Here is a 23,755-nt window from a genome sequence, read left to right as displayed (position 1 = left end):
CCCGGCGGGGGGCGCGGGGGGGGGCCGGGGGGGGGGGGCGCGGGGGGGGGCCCCCCGGGCGGGGGGGGCGGGGGCGCGGGCGGGGGCCGCCCCCCGCCCCGCGCCCCCCCCCCCCCCCCCCCCCCCCCACGCCGCGGTCAGCCCGCGGAACAGCGGGCCGTACTCGAACCCGGCGTCGGCGAGCGCGTCGTAGCAGCCCTCCAGGTCCACCGGGACCGCCCCGGCCGGCGGCCATTCGGTGAGCACGGCCGGTTCGGCGTCCGCACCGGTGGTGAGGGTGCCCGCGGCGTGCCGGGTCCACGGCAGTTCCGGGTCCCCTTCGGGGCGGGTGTGGACCTCGACGACGCGGCGCCCGGCCTGCTCGGCGCCGAGCCGCACCTGCAGCTGCAGCGCCCCGGTGGCGGGCAGCGCGAGGGGGCGGCCGATGGTGAGGTCGTCGACCCGGTCGCAGCCGACCTCGTCCCCGGCGCGGGTGACCAGTTCGAGGAACGCGGTGCCGGGCAGCAGCACGGCCCCGTGCACGGCGTGCTGGGCGAGCCACGGCTGCGCGGCGGTGGAGAGCCTGCCGGTGAACAGGGTCTCCCCGGTGTCGGCGAGCTCCACGGTCCCGCCGAGCAGCGGGTGCTCCGCCGGCCGCACCCCGAGCGAGGTGGCGTCGCCCGCGGGGGTGGCGGGCGCGGGCCAGAACACTTCGTGCTGGAACGCGTAGGTGGGCAGCTCGACGCGGTGGGCGCCGGGGAACAGCGCGGCCCAGTCCAGCGGGACGCCCCGGACGTGCAGCCGGGCGAGCGCGGTGAGCAGGGCGCGCTGCTCGTCGTGGTCGCGGCGCAGCGCGGGCAGCGCGGTGGCGTCCTCATCGGCGAGGGTTTCGGCCACGAGCGCGGTCAGCGCCGCGTCCGGCCCGACCTCCAGGAAGGTGCGCACCCCGTGCTCGTGCAGGGTCCGCACTCCGTCGGCGAACCGGACGCAGGCGCGGACGTGCCGCACCCAGTACTCGGCGGTGGCGATCTCGGGCCCGGCGAGGGCGCCGGTGACGTCGGAGGTGATCGGGATGCGCGGCGCGTGGAAGGTGAGCTCGGCCAGTTCGGCGGCGAACTCGTCGAGCACCGGTTCCACCAGCGGCGAGTGGAAGGCGTGCGAGACGCGCAGCCGGTGGGTGCGGCGGCCGTCGTCGGCGAACCGCCGCGCGAGCCGCTCGACCACCTCCGCCTCGCCGGAGAGCACGACCGAGCCGGGCGCGTTGATCGCGGCGAGGTCGACGCATTCGTCCAGCAGCGGCCGCACCTCGTCCTCGGTGGCCTGCACCGCGATCATCGCCCCGCCCGGGGGCAGCGCCCCCATCAGCCGGGCGCGGGCGCCGACGAGCCGGGCCGCGTCGGGCAGGTCGAGCACGCCGGCGACGTGCGCGGCGGCGACCTCGCCGATGGAGTGCCCGGCGAGGTGGTCCGGCCGCACGCCCCAGGATTCCAGCAACCGGAACAGCGCCACTTCCACGGCGAACAGCGCGGGCTGCGCGTACCCGGTGCCGTCGAGCAGGTCGGCGTCCTCGCCCCACAGCACCTCCCGCAGCGGGCGCTCCAGGTACCGGTCGAGCTCGGCGGCGGCCGCGTCGAAGGCGGTGGCGAACGCGGGGTACCGGGCGTGCAGCTCGCGGCCGGTGCCGAGGCGTTGCGCGCCCTGCCCGGAGAACAGCACGCCGAGCTTGCCGCCGGTCGCGGCACCGGCGACGACCCGCGGGTCGGGTTCGCCGGTGGTGAGCGCGGCGAGCCCGCCGAGCAGTTCGTCCGGTTCGGCGGCGAGCAGCACCGCGCGGTGTTCGAGCTCGGCCCGGGTGGTGGCCAGCGAGTAGCCGAGGTCGGCGCGGGATCCGGACCCGGCCTGCACCCGGGCGAGCAGCCGGGCGGCTTGGGCGCGCAACGCCTGCGGGGTGTGCCCGGACAGCACCCAGGGCTGCACGCCGGGTTCGTCGGGCCGCTCCGCCGGGGACGGCGCGGGGCCCTGTTCGAGGATGACGTGGGCGTTGGTGCCGCTGATGCCGAACGAGGACACCCCGGCGCGGCGCGGGTGCGCGTCCGCCGGCCAGGGGCGCGCGTCGGCGAGCAGCCGCACCGCTCCCGCGTCCCAGTCGACGTGGCCGCTGGGGTCCGCGGCGTGCAGGCTGCGGGCGTGGGTGCCGTGCCGCATGGCGAGCACGGTCTTGATGACCCCGGCGACGCCCGCGGCGGCCTGGGTGTGCCCGAGGTTCGACTTCACCGAACCGAGCCACAGCGGTTCGTCCCGGTCCTGCCCGTAGGTCGCCAGCAGCGCCTGCGCCTCGATCGGGTCGCCGAGGGTGGTACCGGTGCCGTGCGCCTCCACCGCGTCCACGTCCGAAGTGGACAGTCCGGCGACGGCGAGGGCCTGCCGGATCACCCGCTGCTGCGACGGCCCGTTCGGCGCGGTGAGCCCGTTCGACGCCCCGTCCTGGTTCACCGCACTCCCGCGCAGGACCGCCAAGACCTCGTGCCCGTGCCGCTCGGCGTCGGACTGCCGCTCCAGCACCAGCATCCCGACGCCCTCAGCCCAGCCGACGCCGTCGGCCGCGGCGGAGAACGACTTGCAGCGCCCGTCCGCGGCGAGGCCGCGCTGCCGGGAGAAGTCGACGAAGGTTCCGGGCGTGGACATCACCGTCACCCCGCCCGCCAGCGCCAGCGAGCACTCCCCCGACCGCAGCGCCTGCGCCGCCCAGTGCATCGCCACCAGGGAGGACGAGCAGGCGGTGTCGACGGTGACGGCCGGTCCTTCGAAGCCGAAGGTGTAGGCGACGCGGCCGGAGGCGACGCTCGGCGCGCTGCCGTTGGCGCGGTGCGACTCGAACTCGGCGCCGGGCAGCAGGGTGCCGTAGTCGTTGTACATCACCCCGGCGAACACGCCGGTTCCGCTGCCGCGCAACGACATCGGGTCGATCCCGGTGCGCTCCAGGGCCTCCCACGACGTCTCCAGCAGCAGCCGCTGCTGGGAGTCGGTGGCCAGCGCCTCCCGCGGGCTCATCCCGAACAGCGCCGGGTCGAACCGGGCGGCCTCGTGCAGGAAACCGCCCGCGCGCACGTGGGTGCGGCCCGGCACGTCCGGGTCCGGGTCGTAGAGCCGGTCGAGGTCCCAGCCGCGGTCGGTGGGGAACCCGGTGATGCCGTCGGCGCCCTCGGACACCAGCCGCCACAGGTCCTCCGGCGAGGACACCCCGCCTGGGTAGCGGCAGGCCATGCCGACGACCACCACCGGATCGTCCACATCGGACTTCACCGGAACCGCGGCGGTGACCTCGGGTTCGGCGCCGAACAGCTCCTCGTGCAGGAAACCGGCGAGCGCCTCCGGGGTCGGGTGGTCGAACACGAGCGTCGCGGGCAGCCGCATCCCGGTGTCGGCGCCGAGGCCGTTGCGCAGCTCCACGGCGGTCAGCGAGTCGAACCCGAGGTCCTGGAACCGCCTGCTCGCGGGCACCGCGGACGCGCCGGAGTGCCCGAGCACCACGGCGACCCGGCCGCGCACCAGCTCCAGCAGCGCCTCCCGGCGCTCCACTTCGGTCAGACCGGTGAGCCGGGCGGCGAACCCGCTCGACGCGCCACCCGCCGCGCGGGTGCGGCGCCCGGGGGTGCGGATCAGGCCGCGCAGCAGCGGCGCGACCTCCCCGCGCGAGCGCAGGCCCGCGAGGTCCAGGCGCACGGTCAGCGGTGCCGGGTCGTCGCCCGCGACGGCCGCGTCGAACAGCGCGAGGCCGTCGGCGACGTCCAGCGGCGGCATCCCGGAGCGGGCGAGGCGCGCCGCGTCGTCGTCGCCGAGCGCCCCGGTCATGCCCACGTCCCGCGTCCACGGCCCCCAGGCCGGCGCGGTCGCGGGGAGTCCGGCGGCGTGCCGGTGCCGGGCCAGCGCGTCCAGGAACGCGTTGCCCGCCGCGTAGTTGCCCTGCCCGGCGCTGCCGAAGGCGGCCGCGACCGAGGAGAACAGCACGAACGCGTCCAGGTCCCCGGTCAGCTCGTGCAGGTTCCAGGCCGCGTCCACCTTCGGCCGCAGCACCGCCGCCAGCCGCTCCGCGTCGAGCGCCGCCAGCACGCCGTCGTCGACGACGCCCGCCGCGTGCACCACGGCCCGCAGCGGGTGCGATTCGGGAACCCCGGCCAGCACCTCCGCCAGCGCCGCGCGATCGGCCGCGTCGCAGGCCGCCACCACCACGTCCGCGCCGAGTTCGCGCAGGTCCGCGGCCAGTTCCGGGGCGCCCGCGGCGTCGAGGCCGCGGCGGCTCAGCAGCAGCAGGTGCCGCACGCCCCGCTCCCGCACCAGGTGCCGGGCCAGCTCGGCGCCGATCCCACCGGTGCCACCGGTGATGAGCACGGTGCCGTCCGGATCCCAGGTGGCCGGTTCGGCGGGCACGTCGGCGCGGGCCAGCCGGGCCGCGAGCACCCGGTCGCCGCGCACCAGCACGTCCGGTTCGGCGGTCGCGATCGCGGCGGCCAGCGCGTCCGGCTCCGGATCGTCGAGCACGAGCAGGCCGAACCGGCCCGGGTGCTCCGTCGCCGCGACGCGGACCAGGCCGTGCACCGCGGCCGCCGCCGGGTCGGTCGCCGGGTCGGCGGTGGCGAACAGCAGCCGGGCGTCCGCGAACCGGCCGAGCCAGTCCTGGACCAGCGCCAGCGCGGTCGCGGTGAGTTCGTGCGCGGACACCGCCAGGTCCGGGCCACCGCGCACCGGGACCACGACCGGCCCCGGCTCGTCCGCGAGCGCGGCGAGGTCCGGGGCCTCCGGCGCGCCGAGCAGGCCCGCCAGGTCCCACGCCGCCCCGATCGGCGCCAGCGCGGTCACCCGCTCCGGCCGCTCCTCGACCTGGATCGGCTCGTGGTCGAGCCGGAACAGCGCCTCGCGCGCGGTGGCGGCGGCACCGACGCCCTCGGCCGGAACCTCCCGCGCCAGCAGGGAATCCACGGTGGCGACCGGTGCGCCCCGCCCGTCCGCGACGACCACCGACACCGCGTCCTCGCCGGCGCGGGCGAGGCGGGCGCGGACCGCGGCGGCGCCGGTCGCGTGCAGCGCGCCGCCCTCCCAGGCGAACGGCAGCCCGCCCCGGCTGATCGGCCCCAGGTCGGCGAACGCGGCCGCCTGCTGCACCGCGTCCAGCAGCGCCGGGTGCAGGCCGAACTCGTCGGCGTCCACATCGGACGGCAGCTCGACCTCGGCGAACACCTCGCCGTCGCCGCGCCAGACCCGCCGCAACCCGCGGAACGCGGGACCGTAGTCGAATCCGAGCTCCGCCAGCCGCTCGTACGACCCGGCCAGGTCCACCGGTTCCGCCGCGGGCGGCCACTCGGTCAGCGGCACCCCGCGATCGATGGCGGCGCCGAGCACACCGGTGGCGTGCCGGATCCACGGCGCGTCCTCGTCGGCGCGGGCGAACACGTCCGCGGTGCGGCTGCCGTCCGCCCCGGGCGCGGCGACGCGCACCTGCACCCGGACCGCGCCATCGGCGGGCAGCACCAGCGGCGCGGCCAGCGCCAGCTCCGCCACCCCCGCGCACCCGGTCTCGTCCGCCGCGCGCAGCGCCAGTTCCAGGAACGCGGTGCCCGGCAGCAGGATCCGGCCGCCGACGACGTGCCCGGCCAGCCACGGCTGCGCCGCCACCGACAGCACCGACTCGAACAGCACCTCGTCGCCGCCGGCGAGCTCCACCCGGGCCCCCAGCAGCGGGTGGGATCCCGGACCCGCGGCGGGTGCGGCACCACCGCGGGCCCGGGAGGTCGTGGGCCAGAAGCGGCGGCGCTGGAACGGGTAGGTCGGCAGGTCCACCCGCCGGGCACCGGTGCCGTCCAGCACGGCGGCCCAGTCCACCGGCACCCCCGCGACGTGCGCGCGGGCCAGCGCGGTCAACGCGGTGCGCTCCTCACCGCGGTCGGCGCGCAGCAGCGGCACCGCCACCGCGTCCGGCAGCAACCGGGCGGTCAGGGCGGACAGCGCGCCGTCCGGGCCGAGCTCCAGGAAAGCGCGCACGCCGCGCCCGCCCAGCACACCGACGGCGTCGGCGAACCGCACGGGTTCGCGCACGTGCCGCACCCAGTGCTCGACGTCGCCGAAGTCGGCACCGGTGCCGCCGGTGCGCGTGGAGATGATCGGCAGCCGCGGGGTGCCGAAGCTGAGCTCGGACACGACGGCCCGGAACTCGGCGAGCGCCGGGTCCATCAGCGGAGAGTGGAACGCGTGGCTGACCGCGAGCCGCGTCGTCCTGCGCCCATCCTCCGCCCAGCGCGCGGCGATCTCGTCGAGGCGCGCGGCGTCGCCGGAGAGCACCAGCGAGTCGGGTCCGTTGATCGCGGCGATGCCCACCCGCTCGTCGAGCAGCTCCGCGACCTCGTCCTCGGTGGCCCGCACCGCGAGCATCCCGCCCCCGGCGGGCAGGGCCTGCAGCACCCGGCCGCGGGCGGCGACGAGCTTCGCCGCGTCCGGCAGCGACAGCACGCCGGCCACGTGCGCGGCGGCGATCTCGCCGATGGAATGGCCCACCAGGTGGTCCGGGTGCACGCCGTGGCTCTCCAGCAGCCGGAACAGCGCGACCTCGACGGCGAACAGCGCGGGCTGGGCGAACTCGGTGCGCTGCAACGACTCCGCGTCCTCGCCCCACATCACCTCGCGCAGCGGGCGCGGCAGGTGCGGATCGAGCTCGGCGCACACCGCGTCGAGCGCTTCGGCGAACGCGGGGAATCGGGCGTGCAGCTCCCGGCCCATGCCGAGCCGCTGCGCACCCTGCCCGGCGAACAGGAAGGCGGAGGCGCACTCCGGCGCCGCTTCGCCCTCCGCGACCGCGACCACGCTGTCCGGTCCGGCGAGCCGCACCGCGCGGTGCTCGAACGCGGACCGCGCCGACGCGAGGGTCAGCGCCACGTCCAGCGGCGCCAGGCCGGGGTGCGCGGCGAGGTGCGCGTCGAGCCGGTCCAGCTGCGCGGACAGGGCCTCCGGGTCGCGGGCGGACACCGGCAGCGCCACCACCTCCGGCGCCACCCGCTGCTCGCGCGGGGCGGGCTCGACCGGCGGGGCCTGCTCGACGACGACGTGCGCGTTGGTGCCGCTGATCCCGAAGGACGACACGCCCGCGCGGCGCGCCCGGTCCCGCTGCGGCCAGTCCCGGCGTTCGGTGAGCAGCCGGACCTCGCCCGCGGACCAGTCCACGTCGCCGGAGGGCGCGTCGGCGTGCAGGCTGCGCGGCAGCACGCCGTGCCGCATCGCCAGCACCACCTTGATCACGCCGGCGACGCCCGCGGCGGCCTGGGTGTGGCCGATGTTCGACTTCACCGAGCCCAGCCACAGCGGTTCGTCCCGGTCCTGCCCGTAGGCCGCCAGCAGCGCCTGCGCCTCGATCGGATCGCCCAGCGAGGTCCCGGTCCCGTGCGCCTCCACCACGTCCACATCGGACGGTGCGAGGCGGGCGTTCTCCAGCGCCGCGCGGATGACGCGCTGCTGCGCCGGGCCGTTCGGCGCGGTCAGCCCGTTCGAACCGCCGTCCTGGTTGACCGCGCTGCCGCGCACCACCGCCAGCACCTCGCGGCCGTTCCTGCGCGCGTCGGACAGCCGCTCCAGCACCAGCACCCCGGCGCCCTCGCCCCAGCCGGTCCCGTCGGCACCCGCCGCGAACGGCTTGCACCGGCCGTCGGCGGCCAGCCCGTGCTGCGCGGTGAACGAGGTGAACGGGCCCGGAGTCGCCATCACCGAGGCACCGCCGGTCAGCGCCAGCGAGCACTCCCCCGACCGCAGCGCCTGCACCGCCTGGTGCAGCGCCACCAGGGAGGACGAGCAGCCGGTGTCCACCGTGATCGCCGGGCCCTCCAGACCCAGCAGGTAGGACAACCGCCCGGACAGCACGCAGGCCGCGTGCCCGGTCGTCGAGTACACCTCCACGTCCTCGTCGGAGGCGTCCAGGACCTTGCCGTAGTCCTGCCCGGTGGTGCCGGCGAACACGCCCGTCGCCGAGCCGCGCAGCGCCGCCGGGTCGATCCCGGCGCGTTCCAGCGCCTCCCACGCGGTCTCCAGCAGCAGCCGCTGCTGCGGGTCCATCGCGACCGCCTCGCGCGGGGCGATGCCGAAGAACTCGGCGTCGAACTCCGCCATGCCGTCCAGGAATCCGCCTTCGAGCGCGAGGCTGGAACCGGGCCCCTCGCCGCGCAGCCGCTCCAGGTCCCAGCCGCGGTCGGTGGGGAACGGCCCGATCGCGTCGCGTTCGGCCGCGACGAGGTCCCACAGCTGCTCGGGCGTACCGACGCCGCCGGGGAACCGGCAGCCGATGCCGACGACGGCGATCGGCTCGGCCGCCGCGGACACCAGCCGCTGGTTCTGCTCGCGCAGCCGCTCGACCTCCTTCAGCGAGGAGCGCAGCGCTTCGACGTACTGGGCGTTGGAGTCGGTCATCCCGTTCCCCCGGTTCACTCGCTGGTGCCGGTCGCCAGCCGCAGCAGGCTCTCGGCGTCCATGTCGTCGATGGAGTCCGCGGCCGCGGCGGGTTCGGCCGCGGCGGGCTCCGGGTCGTCCTCGGCCAGCCGCAGCACCACGTCCAGCAGGCCCGCCTGGCGCAGCCTGCCGAGCGGGATGGTGCTGAGGACCTCGCGGATGTGGTCGTCCGGATCGGCCGGCCGGTCCGCGGCGTCGCCGAACAGCTCGGCGGCCAGGTGCGCGGCCAGCGCCGACGGGGTCGGGTGGTCGAACACGAGCGCCGCGGGCAGCGGCAGCCCGGTGGTGGTGCGCAGCCGGTTGCGCAGTTCGACCGCGGTCACCGAGTCGAAGCCGACGTCCTTGAACGCGCGGGACGCGGGGACGGCGTGCGCGCCGTCGTGACCGAGGGTGGCGGCGGCTTCCCCGCGCACCACCTCCAGCAGCGCCTTGGCCCGTTCGGTGGCGGGCAGGCTTCGCAACCGGTCCCGCAGCCCGCCGGAGTCGGCGGCCGCGGGTGCGGCGTCCAGCACCGCGCGGGCCTCGGGGAGCTCGGCCAGCAGCGGGCTCGGCCGGGCGGCGGTGAAGCCGGGGGCGAACTTCTCCCAGTCCAGCGCGGAGACCACCGCCGTCGCCGCACCGTCCACGATGGACCTGTCGAGTCCGCCGAGCGCGACGTCCGGCCGCATCGCGGGGACCCCCTGCCTGCGCAACCGGTCGCCCGTCGCGTCGTCGGCCGCCATCCCGGCCTCGCCCCAGGTGCCCCAGGCCACCGACGTGGCGGGCAGCCCGCGCGCGCGGCGGTGCTCGGCCAGGCCGTCGAGGAAGGCGTTCGCCGCCGCGTACCCCGGCTGCCCGCCGCTGCCCCAGGCCGCGGCGCCGGAGGAGAACAGCACGAACGCGTCCAGCGGGTGCCCGGCGGTGAGCTCGTGTAGGTGCCGCGCCGCGTCCCGCTTGGCGCGCAGCAACGCGTCCAGCCGCTGCCCGGTGAGTTCGAGCACCGGGGCGTCACCGTCGGCGACACCGGCGGCGTGGAACACCGAGCGCAGCTCGCCGACCTCGGCCAGCAGCTTCCCCAGCGCGTCCCGGTCGGCCACGTCGCAGGCGGCGACGGTGACCCGCGCGCCCAGTTCCCGCAGCTCGGCGGCGAGCCGGTCCGCACCGGGCGCGGCCGGGCCGCGCCGACCGGCGAGCACCACGTGCTCGGCGCCGCGCTCCACGACCCACTTCGCGACGAACGAGCCGACGCCACCGGTGCCACCGGTGATCAGCGCGGTCCCGCCGGTGCGGAACCCGTCGCCGGACGCGGGGGCGGGGCGCAGCAACCTGCGGCCGTGCGCGAGTCCACCGCGCAGCGCCACCTGGTCCTCCGCCCCGGACGCGGCGCCGGGCAGCAGCCGCGCGGTCGCCTCGTCCAGCTCCGCCGGCAGGTCCAGCAGGCCACCCCACCGGTCCGGGAGCTCCAGCGCGGCGACGCGGCCCAGGCCCCACGCGGCGGTCTGCTCGGGGCGCACGTCCTCACCGGCCACGGACACCGCGGCGCGGGTCGCGCACCACAGCGGCGCGGCCGGACCGGCGTCGGCGAACGCCTGCACCTGCACCAGCGCGGCGCGCACCGGGTCGTCCGCGGCCGCGGCGAGCAGCGAGAGCACCGAGCGGAACTCGCGGTCCGCGGTGGCCGCGCGCAGTTCGGCGGCGAGCTCGGCGCGGTCCGCGGCGCTGGTGCGGAGCACGTCGACGTCCGGCCCGAGCGCGTCGAGCACCGCCGACGTCCACTCGTCCGCGGAATCGGGCACCACCACCAGCCGGGTGCCCGCGCGCTCGGCCGCGGGCAGCCGGGTCCAGCCGATCCGGTAGCGCAGCTCCTCGACCTCGGCGCGGTGCCGGGACCGATCCCGCCAGCGGGCCAGCGCGGGCAGCACCGCCGCGCCGTCCACGCCGAGTTCCGCGGACAGCGCCGCCGGATCGCCGCGGTCGACCAGCTCCCAGAACGCGGAATCGGGTGCGCCGCCGCGCTCCGCGCGCCGTGCCCACCAGTACTGCCGGTGCTGGAACGGGTAGGTCGGCAGCGGCACGGCCCGGGCGGGCGCGCCGGTGAGGGTGCGCGTCCAGTCCACCTCGACGCCGTGCGCGTGCGCCTCCGCCAGCGAGCGCAGGAACCGGCGCGGGCCGCCGTCGTCGCGGCGCAGCGTGCCGAGCACGACCGCCGGATCCGGGCAGGCGTCCTCGATCGTCTCCTCGACTGCCGCGGCCAGCACCGGGTGCGGGCTGATCTCGACGAACGCGCGGCGGCCGTCGGCCAGCAGCGCGCGCGTCGCCTCGGCCATCCGCACCGTTCGGCGCAGGTTCGCGAACCAGTAGCCGGCGTCCAGGCCGGTGGTGTCCAGCCGCTGCCCGGTGACGGTCGAGTAGAACGGGATCGCCGCCGGGCGCGGGGTGATCGGGGCCAGCACCTCGGCCAGCTCCGCCCGCACCTGCTCGACGTGCGGGCCATGCGAGGCGTAGTCCACGTTGACCTTCCGGGCGCGGACCTCGCGGCGCCCGCACTCGGCGAGCAGCTCCTCCAGCGCGCCGGGTTCGCCGGACACCACCACCGAGGACGGCCCGTTGACCACGGCCAGCGACACCCGCCCCGCCCACGGTTCGAGCAGTTCGGTGGCACGTTCCGCGGACAGGGCGAGCGACACCATGCCGCCCTGCCCGGCCAGCGCCAGCAGCGCCTTGCTGCGCAGCGCCACGACCCGCGCCGCGTCCGGCAGGGACAGCGCGCCCGCCGCGCAGGCCGCGGCGATCTCGCCCTGCGAGTGCCCGATCACCGCGGACGGCGTGCAGCCGTGCGCCCGCCACAGCTCGGTGAGCGCGATCATGGTGGCGAACAGCGCGGGCTGCACCACGTCGACCCGCTCGGCCAGCTCCGGGTCGGCGGTCCCGTCGAGCACTTCGCGCAGCGACCAGTCCACGTGCGGCGCCAGCGCGCGCTCGCACTCGTCGACCGCGTCCGCGAACACCGCGGAGGTGGCGAGCAGCGCGCGCCCCATGCCGCGCCACTGCGAACCCTGACCCGGGTAGACGAACACCGGGCCGGGCCCGCCGACGTCGCTGCCGCGCACCGCGTCCCCGGCGCCGCCGGTGGCGAGCGCGTCCAGTCCGGCGGCCAGTTCGCCGGTGTCCGCACCGAGCACCACCGCGCGGTGCTCGAACCGGGCGCGGGTCGTCAGCAGCGACCACGCGAGCTCCGCCGGGTCGGTGTCGGGCGCGACCGGGGCGAGCCGGGCGGCCTGCTCGCGCAGCGCGGCCTCGGACTTCGCCGACAGCACCCACGGCACGATCCCGTCGCGGCTGCCGGGCGGTTCCTGCTCGGCGGCGGGTTCCGCCGGGGCCTGCTCCAGGACGACGTGCGCGTTGGTGCCGCTGATGCCGAACGCGGACACGCCCGCCCGCCGCGGCCGTCCCGGGTTCCACTCGACCTCGTCGGTGAGCAGCCGCACCCGTCCCGCGGACCAGTCGACGTGCCCGGTCGGTTCGACGGCGTGCAGGGTGCGCGGCAGCACGCCGTGCCGCATCGCCTCCACCACCTTGAGCACGCCCGCGATGCCCGCGGTGGCCTGCGAGTGCCCGATGTTCGTCTTCAGCGACCCCAGCCACAGCGGCGAGGTCCGCTCGGCCGCGCCGTAGGTGGCCAGCAGCGCCTGCGCCTCGATCGGATCGCCGAGGGCGGTGCCGGTGCCGTGCGCCTCGACCGCGTCCACTTCGGACGGTTCGAGTCCGGCGTCGGCGAGGGCGGCGCGGATGACCCGCTGCTGCGCGGGCCCGTTCGGCGCGGTCAGCCCGTTCGAGGCGCCGTCCTGGTTCGTGGCCGAGCCGCGCACCACCGCCAGCACCGGGTGCCCGTTCCGGCGCGCGTCGGAGAGCCGTTCCAGCACGAGGACGCCGACGCCTTCGGCGAGGCTCATCCCGTCGGCGCCCGCCGCGAACGCCTTGCAGCGCCCGTCCGCGGCCAGCGCGCCCAGCCTGCTGAACCCGAGGAAGTCCTGCGGCCCGGCCATCACGGTCGATCCGGCGGCCAGCGCCAGCGAGCTCTCCCCGGAGCGCAGCGAGCGGCACGCCAGGTGCAGCGCCACCAGCGACGCCGAGCACGCGGTGTCCACGGTCAGCGCCGGGCCCTCCAGGCCGAGCAGGTAGGCGAGCCTGCCGGAGAGCACGCTCGCCGCGGCACCGGTGATGTACTGGCCCTCGGTGCCGTCGTCGATGCCGAAGGTGCTCGCGCTGTAGCCCTGGTGGGTGGCGCCGACGAAGGTGCCGGTGGAAGTGCCGCGCAGCGACGCCGGGTCGATCCCGGCGCGTTCCAGCGCTTCCCAGCCGGTCTCCAGCAGCAGCCGCTGCTGCGGGTCCATCGCCTGCGCCTCGCGCGGGGAGATCCCGAAGAACTCCGCATCGAACCCCGCCGCGTCGTCCAGGAAACCGCCGAGCAGCGAGTAGGTGCGCCCGGCCCGCTGCGGGTCCGGGTCGTAGCGCTCGGCCAGGTCCCAGCCGCGGTCCCGCGGCGCCCGCCCGATCGCGTCGACGCCGTCGCGCACCAGCCGCCACAGCTCGTCGGGACCGGTGACGCCACCGGGCAGCCGGCAGCCGGTGCCGATGATCGCGATCGGTTCGTCCGCAGGCCCGCGGACCTCGACGCGGGCCTGCCCGGCCCCGTCGAACCAGGTCCCGAGGTGGTCGGCGAGCGCCGCGGGCGACGGGTGGTCGAACACGACGGTGCTGGGCAGCGCGAGTCCGGTGGCGCGCACCAGCCGGTTCCGCAGCTCCACGGTGGTCACCGAGTCGAAGCCGACCTCGCGGAACGCGCGGTGGTCGGCGAGCGCACCGGAGCCGCCGAGCGCGGCGCTCGCCTCGGCGCGCACCAGGTCCAGCAGCAGCGCGGCCCGCTCCTCGGCGGGCAGCGCGCGCAGCCGCTCGGCGAACCCGCCGGTCTCGGCCGGGGCGTCCGCCCGGTCCCGCACCTCGGGCAGGTCGTCGAACAGGGTGGTGGGCCGGGCGGCGCTGAACACCTGGTGGTACTCGGCCCAGTCCACGTCGGTCAGCGCGAGCACCGCGGCGTCCTCGTCCAGCGCCCGGTGCAGCGCGGTGAACGCGGTGGCCGGGTCGAGGATGCGCAGCCCGCTGCGGCGCGCCCCGTGCCGGTCGGCGGCGGCCAGCTCCGGGGAGTCCGGCCACTTCCCCCAGTGCAGCGAGGTGGCGGTCAGCCCGCGGGCGCGCCGCTGCTGCGCCAGCGCCGCCAGGTAGGCGTTCCCGGCCGCGTAGGCGGCGTGCGACCCGCTGCCCCACATCCCGGCGATCGAGGAGTACAGCACGAACGCGTCCAGCTCGGCGCCGAGCAGCGCGTCCAGGTGCCGCGCCCCGGCGACCTTGGCGCGCACCACCCGCTGCACCGAGTCCAGGTCGAGCTCGTCGAGCGCGCCCAGCTCGATGGTGACGGCCGCGTGCACCGCGGTGCGGATCTCGTGGCCCGCGGCGGCGAGCCGGTCCAGCAGCGCGGCGAGCGCGTCCCGGTCGGCGACGTCGCAGGACTCGACGGTGACCTCGGTGCCGAGCTCGGCCAGTTCCGCGACCAGCTCCGGCACGCCCTCGGCATCCGGGCCGCGCCGCGAGGTGAGCACGATGCGCCCCGCACCCCGCTCGGCGAGCCAGCGCGCCAGGTCTGGCCCGATCGCGCCGGTGCCGCCGGTGATCAGCACCGTGCCGCGCGGTTCCCAGCTGCGCACCGGGCGCGGTGCGGCGGCGCGCACCACGCGGCGGGCCAGCACCGCGCCGTCCCGGACGGCCAGCTGGTCCTCACCGCGCGGGTCGGCGAGCACCGCCGCCAGCAGCGACGCGTCCCGCTCGCCCGGTCGTGCGGGCAGGTCCACGGTCCCGCCCCAGCGCAGCGGATGTTCCAGCGCCGCCGTCCAGGACACGCCCTGCACCTGCGCCTGCACCGGGTTCGCCACCGCGTCGTCCGCGGCCGCGGCCACCGCGTCCCGGGTGACCGTCCACATCGGAGCGTCGAGACCCGCGTCGCCGAGCGCCTGCACCAGGGAGACGGTCAACGCCAAGCCCAGCGGCAGGTCCGGGTACCGCTCCCCCGGCTCCTCGTGGCCGGCGAGCGTGGAGACGACGCCCGCGACCCCGCCCGCATCGGCCAGCCCGGCGGCGAGCACGTCCCGGTCCAGGTGGGACTCGTCGAGCACCAGCCGCTCGACCTGGACGCCGCACGCGGCGAGCGCGTCCGCCACCTCGTCGTCTTCGCCGGTGCCGACCAGCAGCCAGCGGCCCGGCGGGACCCCGCCCAGGTCGTCCACCGGTGTCCAGCCCACCTCGTAGCGCCACGCGTCGGCCGCCGAGGCCGCGCGGCGCTGCTCCCGCCACGCCGAGAGCGCGGGCAGCACCGCGGCCAGCGCCCGCTCGTCCACGTCCAGGTTCGCGGTCAGCGCCCGCGCGTCCCGCTGCTCCACCGCCGCCCAGAACTCCGCGTCCACCGCATCGCCCGCCCGCGACGGCCCGGTCCAGAACCGCTGGTGCTGGAAGGCGTAGGTCGGCAGGTCCACCACCCGGCCACCGGACAGGTCGCGGGACCAGTCCACCCCGGCGCCGCGGACGAACACCTCGGCCGCCGCGGTCAGGAACCGGTCGAGCCCGCCGTCGTCGCGGCGCAGCGTGCCGGGGGCGACGGCGGGCACCTCGTGCCGCTCGATCAGGTCCTGCACGGCCGCGGTCAGCACCGGGTGTGCCCCGATCTCCAGGAACACCCGGAAACCGTCCGCCAGCAGGGCGTCCACGGCCGGGGCGAACAGCACGGTGCCGCGCATGTTCCGGAACCAGTGCTCGGGGCCGGTGTCCGCCGCGGTGCACCACTCGCCGGTGACGGTGGAGCGGAACGGGACCCGCGGCACCAGCGGGGTGATCCCGGCGAACCCGGCGAGCAGTTCCGCCCGCAGCGGTTCGACGTGCGCGGAGTGCGACGGGTAGTCCATCGGGACCCGGCGGACCCGCACGTCCTCCGCGACGAGCTCCGCGGCCAGCGCGTCCAGCTCGGCCTCCGAACCGGAGACCGCCACCGACGCCGGGCCGTTCACCGCGGCCAGCGACAGCTCCCGGCCCTCGATCCGGCGCTGCGCGTCGTCGCGCGGCAGCGCCACCGAGAGCAGGCCGCCGGTCCCCGCGAGCCGTTCGCCGATGACCTTCCCGCGCCGCGCGACCAGCTGCGCGCCGTCCCGCAACGACAGCGCCCCGGCCACCACCGCGGCCGCGATCTCGCCCTGCGAATGGCCAACCACCGCATCGGGTTCGACGCCGCGGGACCGCCACAGCTCGGCCAGCGCCACCATCACCGCGAACGTCGCCGGCTGCTGCACGTCGTCGCGCTCCAGCGACGGGGCGCCGTCCTCGCCGCGCAGCACCGCCACCAGCGACCAGTCCACGAACTCGGCGAACACCTGCTCGCACTCGGCGATGCGCGCCGCGAACACCGGCGACTCGACCAGCAGCGCGCGACCCATCCCGGCCCACGCGGCGCCCTGGCCGGGGAAGACGAACACGATCCCGCCGTCGGCGCCGACGTCCGCGACGCCCCGCACGACCGACGGGTCCGGGGTGTCCGCGGCGAGCGAGCGCAACCCGGACAGCAGCCGCTCCCGGTCCGCGCCGAGCACGGTGGCGCGGTGCTCGAACGACGAGCGGGTGCGCAGCAGCGCATGCCCGACGTCCACCGGATCCGGCTCGGCGGAGCCGAGGTGGTCGGCCAGCCGCTCGGCCTGCGCGCGCAACGCCCGCTCGGTGCGGGCGGAGAGCACCCACGGGACGGTGCCACCGGACTCCGGTGCCGCGTCGCCGGGCTCGCCGGCCGCCACCGGCGGCGCCTGCTCCAGCACGGCGTGCGCGTTGGTGCCGCTCACCCCGAACGAGGACACCGCGGCCCGCCGCGGCCGATCGGTGCCCGGCCAGTCCACCTGCTCGGTCAGCAGGCGCAGCGAACCGGAGTTCCAGTCCACGTGCGGTGACGGTTCCGCCGCGTGCAAGGTGCGCGGCAGCACGCCGTGCCGCATCGCCTGCACCACCTTGATCACGCCACCGACGCCGGCGGCGGCCTGCGCGTGCCCGATGTTCGACTTCAACGAACCCAGCCACAGCGGCCGGTCCCGGCCGGTCCCGTAGGCCTCCAGCAGCGCCTGCGCCTCGATCGGATCACCCAGCGGAGTACCCGTGCCGTGCGCCTCGACGGCGTCCACATCGGACGGTTCGAGCCCGGCGCTCGCCAGCGCCCGCTCGATCACCCGCCGCTGCGCCGGGCCGTTCGGCGCCGTCAGCCCGTTCGACGCGCCGTCCTGGTTCACCGCGCTGCCGCGCAGCACCGCCAGCACCTCGCGCCCCTCCCGACGCGCGTCGGCGAGCCGTTGCAGCACCAGCACCCCGGCGCCCTCCGCCCAGCCCGTGCCGTCCGCGTCCGCCGAGAACGCCTTGCAGCGCCCGTCCGCCGACAATCCGCCCTGCCTGCTGAACTCCACGAACAACGATGGGTCCGACAGCACCGTCACCCCGCCGACGATCGCCAGCGACGACTCCTCCGCGCGCAGCGACCGCGCCGCCAGGTGCAGCGCCACCAGCGACGACGAGCACGCCGTGTCCACCGTCAGCGCCGGGCCCTCCAGGCCCAGCGCGTACGCGAGCCTGCCGGACAGCACGCTCGCCGCCGTGCCCGTCATCGTGTGTCCGCCCAGGTCCGCGGCCACCGCCTGCGACCGGCCCCAGTGGTAGGAGCCGACGAACACCCCGGCCCGGGTGCCGCGCAACGCCGCCGGCACCACCCCGGCGCGCTCCACCGCCTCCCAGCACACCTCCAGCAGCAACCGCTGCTGCGGGTCCATCGCCTGCGCCTCGCGCGGGGAGATCCCGAAGAACTCCGCGTCGAACCCCGCCGCGTCGTCCAGGAAACCGCCGGTCGTGGTGGTGCTGTCGCGGCGCAGCGCCGCCAGGTCCCAGCCGCGGTCCGCGGGGAAGTCCGACACCGCGTCCGCGCCCGCCGCCACCAGCTCCCACAGGTCCTCCGGCGAACGGACCCCGCCCGGGTAGCGGCACGCCATGCCGACCACCGCGATCGGTTCCCGCTCGCGGTCCTCCAGCTCCTCGATGCGCCTGCGCGCGTGGCGCAGGTCGACGGTGAGCCGCCGCAAGTAGTCGACGACTTTGTCCTGCTGGTCATCCTGCACCGGTCAGTCCTTTGCTCGGCGATCTCCGAACTCGTCGTGCTTCGCGGGTCCGGTGGCGGAACCTCAGCGGCGCCCTCGCTGCGGGATCGTTCTCACCGGTGGCTCCGCCACGTGTGAAAACGCTGTCCTCACGAGGACACCGCTGAGAACCCGCTGGTGGTCCTGTTGCTGCGGTGGTCGGCTGCTCAGCGGCTGCGCCGCTGACGGGACGACGGAGAGGAAGGGGTCAGGCGACGAACTCCTCGTCGATGAGGTCGAGGAGGCGGTCCAGGGAGGCTTCGGCTACGTCGTCGTCGGCGGTGTCGTTCGGCGGGGCCCCGCGGAGGCGCGCGGCGAGGCGGTCCAGGTGGGCCGCCAGTCGTTCCCGCTCCGCCGGGTCCGCGGGAACGTCGGCCAGGCGGCGTTCCCAGTCGGCCAGCTCGGCGGTCAGGTCCGTCGTCGGGAGATCGGCGGCGAGCAGCCCGGCGAGGTGCTCGGCCACCGCGCGCGGGGTGGGGCGGTCGAACGCCAGCGAGGTCGGCAGCCGCAGGCCCGTCGCGGCGCCCAGCCTGTCCCGCAGCTCCACGCCGGTCAGCGACTCGAAGCCCGCCTCCTTGAACACCCGGTCCGCGCCCACCCGGTCGAGGTCGCGGTGCCCGAGGACCGCGGCGGCCTCGGCGCGCACCAGGTCCAGCAGGAACGGCACCCGCTTGCGCTCCGGCAGCTCGGCGAACCGGTCCGGCACCTCCGGAACCCGTTGCGGCGCCGTGGTTCCCGCAGCGCTCGCCGCGACCGGGCCCGCGGTCGTCCTCGTCGGCCAGAACCGCTCGTGCTGGAACGGGTAGGTCGGCAGCGCCACCGGACGCGGCCCGGTACCGGCGAACACCGCGGACCAGTCCACCGGGACGCCGGTGACGTGCAGCCGGGCCAGCGCGGTCACCCACGCCGCCTCCTCGTCCCGATCCCGGCGCAACGCGGGCACGACGACCGCGCGGCCGTCCGGCACCGACTCCGGCACCAGCCCGGACAGCACGCCGTCCGGCCCCAGCTCCAGGAACCGCCGCACCCCCGCCGCGTGCAGCGCGGCGACACCGTCGGCGAACCGCACCGGTTCCCGCACGTGCCGCACCCAGTGCTCCGGATCGGACAGCTCGCCCGGCCCGGCGAGGGCACCGGTGCGGTTGGACACCACCGGGATCGACGGCTCGGCGAACGACAGGCCCGCGACGACCTCGCGGAACTCCGCCAGCACCGGTTCCACCAACGGCGAGTGGAAGGCGTGCGACACCCGCAGCCGGTTCGCCTTGCGGCCCAGCTCGGTGAAATGCTCGGCCAGCGCGGCCACCTGCTCGGCGTCACCGGAGACGACCACCGCGTCCGGCGCGTTCACCGCGGCCACACCCAGCCGGTCCGTGAGCAGCGGGGCCACCTCCGCCTCCGCCGCCTGCACCGCGGCCATCGCGCCGCCGGGCGGCAGCGCCTGCATCAACCGGCCCCGGGCCGCGATCAGCGCCGCCGCGTCCGGCAGCGGCAGCGCACCGGAGACGTGCGCGGCGGTCACCTCGCCGACCGAATGGCCACCCACGTGGCCGGGGCGGATGCCGTGCGACTCGGCGAGGCGGAACAGCGCGACCTCGACCGCGAACAGCGCGGGCTGCGCGCACCCCGTCCCGTCCAGCGCGGCCTGGTCGGCGCCCCACACCACCTCGCGCAGCGGCCGCTCCAGGTGCGGGTCCAGCTCGGCGAGGACCTCGTCGAAGGCCGCGGCGAACACCGGGAACCGGGCGTGCAGCTCGCGGCCCATGCCGAGCCGCTGCGAACCCTGCCCGGAGAACAGCACCGCCAGCGGCCCGTCCTCGGCGGTCCCGCGCGCCACCTCGGCCGTGCCGTCCGCGGTGCTCAGCCGCACCGCGCGCCGCTCGAAGAGGTGCCGCCGCGTCGCCAGCGACCAGCCCAGGTCCACCGGGGGGCCCGAGCTCCCGTCGGCCAGGTCCGCGACCTGGGCGACCAGCTCCTCCAACGCCCCGGCCGAGCGCGCCGACACCGGCAGCGGCACCGCCGCCGGCTCGATCTCGGCAGCCGGCTCCGCCTGCTCGACCGGCTCCGGTCGTTCCACGATGACGTGCGCGTTCGTCCCGCTGATGCCGAACGAGGACACCCCGGCGCGGCGCACCCGGTCGGTGCGCGGCCACGGCGCGGGCCCGGCCAGCACCTCCACCGCACCCGCGGTCCAGTCCACCTCGGTGGTCGGGGCGCGCAGGTTCCGGATGCCCGGCAGCCGGTCCCGGCTCAGCGCCAGCACCGATTTGATCAACCCGGCCATGCCGGCGGCGGCCTGCGCGTGTCCCAGGTGGCCCTTCAGCGATCCCAGCAGCAGCGGCACCTCCCGGTCCTGCCCGTAGGTCGCCAGCAGTGCCTCGGCCTCCACCGGATCGCCCACGGGGGTCCCGGTGCCGTGCGCCTCCACCACGTCCACATCGGACGGTTCGAGTCCGGCGGCGGCGAGCGCGTCCCGGATCACCGCGCGCTGCGCCGCCCCGCTCGGCGCGGTCAGACCGGTCGAGGCGCCGTCGGAGTTCACCGCCGACCCGCGCAGCAGCGCCAGCACCTCGTGTCCGTGCTCGCGCGCCCGCGACAGCGGTTCCAGCAGCACCACCCCGGCGCCCTCCGACCAGGCCGTGCCGTCCGCGTCGGCGGAGAACGGCTTGCAGCGACCGTCGGCGGCCAGCCCGCCCTGCCGCGAGTAGCCGACGAACGCGGCGGGCGTGGACATCACCGACACCCCCGCCACCAGCGCCAGTTCGCACTCGCCCGCCGCCAGCGACCGCGCCGCCACGTGCACCGCCACCAGCGACGACGAGGACGCCGTGTCCACCGCCAGCGCCGGACCGGACAACCCCAGCAGGTACGCCACCCGGCCGGCGGCGACCGCGGGCGAGAACCCGGTCACCGCGTGCCCGCTCACGTCCTCCGCCGCGCCTTCCGCGGCCACCGCGTAGTCCTGGCCGTGCAGGCCCGCGAACACGCCGGTCCGGCTGCCACGCAACGACTCCGGGTCGATCCCGGCGCGCTCCAGCGCCTCCCAGACGACCTCCAGCAGCACCCGCTGCTGCGGATCCATCGCCAGCGCCTCCCGCGGCGAGATCCCGAAGAACTCCGCGTCGAACCCGGCCGCGTCCGGCAGGAAACCCCCGGTCTCCACCGCACAGGCCGCGCGCAGCGCGTCCACGTCCCAGCCCCGGTCGAGCGGAAACGCCGACGCCGCACCGGAATCGGAGCCCACCAGCTCCCACAGGTCCTCCGGGGACCGCACCCCACCGGGGAACCGGCACGCCATCGACACCACCGCGATCGGATCGGCCGCGCCACCGGGATCGGCACCGGTCGGGCTCGTCGTGCGCCGGATCGTCATGCGCTGCACCACCTCAGGAGAAGTCGGGCGGGACTGCACCATTCGAGTGCGCAGCGTAGGTGCCGATTCGCTGTACTTTTCCCTAGAGCCGCAGGTCGCGGGGCTGGAAGCGGGCGCAGGACTAAGGATTCCCCGCACCCCGCTGTGGGAGAAAGTTCCCCGTCCCGGCCGGGACGCCGACTCTGGAGGGTGTGCCCATGGAATCGACCCGGCGGCCGATCCTGTTCGTCAGCTACCCGGAGAGCGGGCTGCTCAACCCGCTGCTCGTGCTGGCGCAGGAGCTGTCCCGGCGCGGTGTCGCCGACCTGCACTTCGCCACCGACGACAACCGGCGCGACGAGGTGGCCGCGCAGCAGGTGGACAGCCCGGTGCACTTCGTCCCGCTCGGCCCGGTCGTCCCGGAGATGTCCGCGGTCACCTGGGACGACGAGGTGTACCGGGAGGTCACGCAGCGGTCCCGCTTCAAGGCGCACCGCGCGGTCATCCGGCACACCTTCTCCCCCGAGGCGCGCATCGACAAGTACCGCGCGCTGGAGGCCGCCGTCGAGGAGATCCGCCCGGCGCTGCTGGTCGTGGAGAGCATGTGCTCCTACGGCTGCGAACTGGCCATCACCAAGGGCATCCCGTTCGTGCTGGGCGTGCCGTTCATGCCGAGCAACGTGCTCACCTCGCACATCCCGTTCGCGAAGTCCTACACCGGACCGGACTTCCCCGTCCCGCACTCCGGGTTGCCCTACGAGATGTCGCCGTGGCAGCGGCTCGCGAACCGGGTGTTCAAGTTCCGCACGCTCGGCATGTTCCTCACCAAGGAGCTGCGCGAACGCGCCGCCCGGGACCAGCGGATCCGCGACGAGCTGGGCATCGCGCCGGAGGCGGGCGGGTTCATGTCCCGCATCGAGCACGCGGAGCTGGTGCTGTGCTACTCCGTCCCCGAACTGGACTACCCGTTCTCCGCCCCCGAGCACCTGCGGCTGGTCGGCACGATGGTGCCGCCGCTGCCGCAGGCGCCCGAGGACGACGGGCTCGCCGCCTGGCTGTCCGCGCGTGACTCCGTGGTGTACATGGGTTTCGGCACCATCACGCGGCTCACCGCCGAGCAGGTGCGCTCGCTGCTGGAGGTCACCCGCAGGCTCGGCGAGCGCGGCACCGACGTGCTGTGGAAGCTGCCCGCCGAGCAGCAGCACCTGCTGCCCCCGGCGGACGAGCTGCCCGCGAACCTGCGGGTGGAGGCCTGGGTGCCCTCGCAGCTGGACGTGCTCGCGCACCCCTCGGTGCGGCTGTTCTTCACCCACGCGGGCGGCAACGGCTTCCACGAAGGCCTGCACTTCGGCAAGCCGCTGGTGGTCCGGCCGCTGTGGGTGGACTGCGACGACCAGGCGGTGCGCGGCCGCGACTTCGGGGTGAGCCTCACTCTGGACCGGCCGGAGACGATCGACGTCGCGGACGTGCTGGACAAGCTCACCCGGGTGCTCGACGAGCAGTCGTTCCGGGACCGCGCCGAGGTGTTCGGGCAGCTGCTGCGCGACGCGGGTGGCCGGGAGGCGGCCGCGGACCTGCTGACCGGCCTGCCCGCGCTCGCCGCGCAGAAGGCGGGGCTGTGATGCGCGTTCCGGTCTCCCAGCCCTGGTTGCGGGGCCGCGAGCAGGAGTACGTCACCGAGGCCGTCGCCGGGGGCTGGATCTCCTCGCAGGGCCCGTTCGTGCCGCGCTTCGAGGAGGAGTTCGCCCGCAGGCACGGGTCCGCGCACGGCGTGGCCTGCTCCTCGGGCACCACGGCGCTGACGCTGGCGCTGCGCGCGCTCGGGGTCGGGCCCGGCGACGAGGTCATCGTCCCCGAGTTCACCATGATCGCCTCCGCCTGGGCGGTCACCTACCACGGCGCGACCCCGGTGTTCGTGGACTGCGGCGACGACCTGAACATCGACGTGGACCGCATCGAGGAGAAGATCACCCCGCGCACCAAGGTGATCATGCCCGTGCACGTGTACGGCAGGCGCTGCGCGATGGACCCGATCATGGAGCTGGCGCACCAGTACGGCCTGCGCGTCGTGGAGGACTCCGCGGAAGCGCACGGGGTACCGCCGGTCGCCGACATCGCCTGCTTCTCGCTGTTCGCCAACAAGATCATTACGGCCGGGGAGGGCGGGATCTGCCTCACCGGCGACCCGTGGCTGGCCGGGCAGCTCGCGCACCTGCGCGGCATGGCCTTCACCGCGGATCACGGCTTCCTGCACAAGAAGCTGGCCTACAACTTCCGGATGACCGCGATGCAGGCCGCCGTCGCCCTCGCCCAGACCGAACGGCTCGACGAGATCCTCGCACTGCGGAAGGAGATCGAGCAGCGCTACGACGAGGGGTTGCGCGACGTCGACGGCATCGGGCTGATGCCGCCGCGCGACGTGCTGTGGATGTACGACCTGCGCGCCCGCGACCGCGAGGGGCTGCGCGCCCACCTCGCCGAGCACGGCATCGAGACCCGGCTGTTCTTCAAGCCGATGAGCCGCCAGCCCGGCTACTTCGACGCCGCCTGGCCCGAGCTCAACGCCGCCCGGCTCAGCGCGGACGGGCTCTACCTGCCCACCTACACCGGGCTCACCGCCGCCGACCAGGAGCACGTCGTGGCCCGCATCCGCGAGTTCTACGGCCGGAACTGACCACCAGCAGACGACGATGGAGTGCGGATC

At 76.2% G+C, this 23,755-nt stretch carries 5 protein-coding genes; 2 read left to right on the top strand and 3 right to left on the bottom strand.

Going from position 1 to position 23,755, the window contains the following annotated elements; translation table 11 throughout:
* The 3 genes from LCD35_RS09565 to LCD35_RS09555 all read right to left on the bottom strand — a co-directional run.
* Positions 1-8,421, bottom strand: an 8,421-nt coding sequence (locus LCD35_RS09565) for a type I polyketide synthase (protein ID WP_225044052.1), incomplete at its 3' end; no start/stop codon positions are given.
* Between the two features lie 14 nt (positions 8,422-8,435).
* Positions 8,436-17,681 (bottom strand): type I polyketide synthase, encoded by a 9,246-nt coding sequence (locus tag LCD35_RS09560; RefSeq protein ID WP_225044051.1) that lies wholly within the window; start codon positions 17,679-17,681, stop codon positions 8,436-8,438.
* A gap of 226 nt (positions 17,682-17,907) precedes the next feature.
* The gene (locus LCD35_RS09555) at positions 17,908-21,072 is read right to left on the bottom strand and encodes a type I polyketide synthase (RefSeq protein WP_225044050.1); all 3,165 of its coding nucleotides are present in this window, start codon (positions 21,070-21,072) and stop codon (positions 17,908-17,910) included.
* A gap of 197 nt (positions 21,073-21,269) precedes the next feature.
* Between LCD35_RS09555 and LCD35_RS09550 the strand changes: the two genes are divergently transcribed.
* Both LCD35_RS09550 and LCD35_RS09545 read left to right on the top strand, forming a co-directional pair.
* A complete protein-coding gene (locus LCD35_RS09550) occupies positions 21,270-22,673 on the top strand; it encodes a glycosyltransferase (RefSeq protein ID WP_224959393.1) in 1,404 nt (467 codons plus the stop codon).
* Positions 22,673-23,725 carry a DegT/DnrJ/EryC1/StrS aminotransferase family protein gene (locus LCD35_RS09545; protein ID WP_224959394.1) on the top strand — a complete coding sequence of 351 codons (1,053 nt, stop codon included), beginning with the start codon at positions 22,673-22,675 and terminating at the stop codon, positions 23,723-23,725. The genes LCD35_RS09550 and LCD35_RS09545 overlap by 1 nt, the downstream gene beginning before the upstream one ends.
* Positions 23,726-23,755: the final 30 nt, after the last annotated feature.

Source organism: Saccharopolyspora sp. 6V, assembly GCF_020176785.1.
Taxonomy (GTDB): domain Bacteria; phylum Actinomycetota; class Actinomycetes; order Mycobacteriales; family Pseudonocardiaceae; genus Saccharopolyspora_C; species Saccharopolyspora_C gregorii.
The sequence above is the reverse complement of the archived record's forward strand: the minus strand, read 5'-3'. Positions and strand labels throughout refer to the sequence as shown.

What these genes read in the sequence shown, in the direction of transcription:
- LCD35_RS09555 (WP_225044050.1), bottom strand. Translation starts at nt 21,072, where the DNA reads ATGACGATCCGGCGCACGACGAGCCCGACCGGTGCCGATCCCGGTGGC.
- LCD35_RS09550 (WP_224959393.1), top strand. Translation starts at nt 21,270, where the DNA reads ATGGAATCGACCCGGCGGCCGATCCTGTTCGTCAGCTACCCGGAGAGC.
- LCD35_RS09545 (WP_224959394.1), top strand. Translation starts at nt 22,673, where the DNA reads ATGCGCGTTCCGGTCTCCCAGCCCTGGTTGCGGGGCCGCGAGCAGGAG.